This is a genomic window from Nocardiopsis halotolerans DSM 44410 (assembly GCF_000341065.1).
GTDB lineage: Bacteria > Actinomycetota > Actinomycetes > Streptosporangiales > Streptosporangiaceae > Nocardiopsis > Nocardiopsis halotolerans.
In genome coordinates this window covers 1-2,537 of the sequence record NZ_ANAX01000409.1, presented here as the reverse complement: position 1 = coordinate 2,537, position 2,537 = coordinate 1, and the positions used below count along the sequence as shown (strand labels likewise).

At 71.2% G+C, this 2,537-nt stretch carries 3 protein-coding genes; all 3 read right to left on the bottom strand.

Annotated features, from left to right (window positions below; translation table 11 throughout):
• Nucleotides 1–954 (bottom strand): thioester domain-containing protein (locus D455_RS0128615; RefSeq protein ID WP_017574079.1); only part of this gene is annotated, 954 nt, incomplete at its 3' end.
• Nucleotides 955–1,192: 238 nt separating this feature from the next.
• Nucleotides 1,193–2,131 (bottom strand): Clp protease N-terminal domain-containing protein, encoded by a 939-nt coding sequence (locus tag D455_RS0128610; protein ID WP_017574078.1) that lies wholly within the window; start codon nt 2,129–2,131, stop codon nt 1,193–1,195.
• Nucleotides 2,128–2,373 carry a hypothetical protein gene (locus D455_RS0128605; RefSeq protein ID WP_017574077.1) on the bottom strand — a complete coding sequence of 82 codons (246 nt, stop codon included), beginning with the start codon at nt 2,371–2,373 and terminating at the stop codon, nt 2,128–2,130. The genes D455_RS0128610 and D455_RS0128605 overlap by 4 nt, the downstream gene beginning before the upstream one ends.
• Nucleotides 2,374–2,537 lie beyond the last annotated feature (164 nt).

The following is a 2,537-nucleotide window of genomic DNA, read 5'->3' as shown; positions in this document are numbered from 1 at the left end:
CCACGAGGCGGACGCCGACGCGGACACGGTGACCTCGCTGTCCTCGGCGGTGATCAGCGTCTGGGTCGGCTGGGACTCCTCCTCGCTCTTGAAGAGGCGGCCGGACTGCACGGTGGCCGTGGTCTCCAGGGAGAAGGAGGCGGTTCCGTCCCCGGCGTCCTCCGGGACCGCGAACCCCACGACGTCGCCGTTGTTGACCGTGGTGACGGGCTCGCCGCTCTCGATGTCGACCAGCTCGACCCCGACGCTCTCGGTCGCCTCGACGGTGACCTCGATACCGTCCTCGTCACTGGTCTCGACGAGGAACTCACCGATGGTCTCGCCCGCCTGGCCGGAGGCCTCGTGCGGCGTGATGCTGAGCGTGGGCTCCGGCTCCTGGGGCAGGTCCACGGCTTCGCCGACCAGGTGGTCGTAGACCGTCTTGACGGCGTCCGCATCCCGCGCGGTCAGCTCCGCGCCGTTGCTGAAGTGCCAGATGGCGGCCTGGGTGGCGGCGATCGCCTGCTCTTCTCCGAAGCGGAGGCTGTCCCGCGGCTCCAGGCCCGCGTTCTCGGCCAGCTCGGCGGCGCTGATCGTCGGGTAGCTGTTCTGGAGGATCCAGTGCACCTTGCCCGGCGCGGCGAAGTCACCCCTGCCCGGGTAGTCGGCCCAGTCGTCCTCCAGGTACCAGGCGTCGTCCCTGATCCGGGTCTCGAGGTCGATGCAGTAGGCGGTGAGGGTGCTGCCGTCCTCCAGCCGGAGGTCGAAGAGGTTCGTGCTCTCCGTCTCACCGTTCATCCGGACGTTCGCGCCGGTCGCGGCGGTGGCGGGGTACTGGGCGCGGACGGAGCCCTCGTAGGTCTCCACGGTGTCGTCGGCGGCCGCGGGGGCGGCGAGTCCGAAGGCCAGGAGTGCGGCGGCGGAGGCGGCGAGAGTCGCGCGCCCGACGGAATGGGGGAGGGACACGTGCGTCACGTCTTTTCCTGTGGGTGGTCTCAGGGGGAGCCAGCCGGGTCCCGCGTCGGTCCGGATGTCGGACGGCGGGACGGTTGGTTCTGAGGGAGTTCACAGAGAAGACGTCGAGCCCGTGTCCCGGGTTGTCCGCTCCTTCCGCGGACAACATGAACTCCCGGGGAACGAGTGGGTTCCGCCCCGGGCCCCACCGGACTCCTGGCCACGGAACACGGGCCGTGCCCCGGGCCAGCCGGGTCCGCTACGACGCGGCGGCCTGGGCGATGGACTGGGCCCGCCCCCGGAGGTTCTGCCAGGCGATCCACCGGACCACGCGGTTGGCGATGCGCCGGTGCTTCAGGCCGTTGCGCCAGGACCAGCGCAGGCGCAGTCTGGAGCGGTCCCCCAGCGGTTCGATGAGGATCCGCAACGCGCGATCGCCGTCCTCCTGCGTCCAGGTGACCTCGCGGCCGGGGACGCTGTGCGTGATCGACTCCCTGACCGTCTTCTCCGTGTGCCTGTTGGTCAGCTCCACGACACCGTCGCCGAGCCGCCGCGAAGAACCGGAGGCCGGGTCCCACTCGCCCCGGCGCTCCGGATCGCTGACCAGCTCCCAGATCCGTTCGTGCGGCACGGGCACCTCGAGGTCGTAGGTCGTGTACTCCCACCCCTCGGGCGGCTGTTCGGAGGTGTCCGCGCCGTCCGCCGGGGGCGGCTCCGGGGACTGCGGGTCCTCCGCCAGCTCGCCGAGGTCGCGGCGGATCCGGTCGGTGTCCGCGCCCAGCCGGTCCAGCACCCGTCGCACCCGGCCGCCCTCGTCGTCGATCAGCGCCGCGAGCAGGGCCGCGTCGCCCCCGGCCAACGGGATGCCGTACTCAAGCTCCTCCAGGCGGGGGGTGAACCGGAGCCATTCCTTCGGATCATCGCCGGACGGAGTCGGCAGGGGTACGTCGATCCCCAACAGGGCGAGGTCCTCGCGGAGGATCCCGTCGATCGCCGAGCGCGCTTCGGCCAGGCCCACCCCGGCGTCCATGAGCAGACGGGCGCCCGGGCCGCCGGTGACCAGCACTCCCAGCAGCAGGTGCTCGAAACCGACTTCGGCGTGGCCCGCGCGGGCGGCCTCGCGGCTCGCGGCCCCGGAGATCGAGATCCGGTCGAAGCTCCTGTCGAGCGTGCTCCGTTTCGCCGACGGGTTCGTCATCGGTGGCCTCTCCTGGTCGCGTCGATGTGGTTCAGCCGCTTTCCGTACTTCTTGTGGACGGCCTGGCGGGTCACCCCGAGTGCGGCGGCGATGGAGGTCCACGACTCGCCCGACCGCAACGCCTGTTCGACCTGTCGCAGTTCCAGGGAGTCGACCACCGCGCGCAACGAGGCGACGGCACGCAGGCCCTGCATGGGAGTCGACGTGTCCGAGGCGGTGGCCGCCAGTTCTACCGCGTCCATGCTGTCAACCTAGGTTGCTCGATCTCTGTTGTCAACCTGGGTTGCGCGCGTGTCGGTGCGAGTTCGCGCGGCGGACGGGCTCGCGTCCGTGACGGGGCACCGGCCCGATCCCGGACGACGCCCACTCGCTCTCCGTCGTCCACAGGCGCGAACCTGGTGTGGTG

Coding starts and splice junctions, on each gene's coding strand:
- D455_RS0128610 (WP_017574078.1), bottom strand. CDS start 2,131: ATGACGAACCCGTCGGCGAAACGGAGCACGCTCGACAGGAGCTTCGAC.
- D455_RS0128605 (WP_017574077.1), bottom strand. CDS start 2,373: ATGGACGCGGTAGAACTGGCGGCCACCGCCTCGGACACGTCGACTCCC.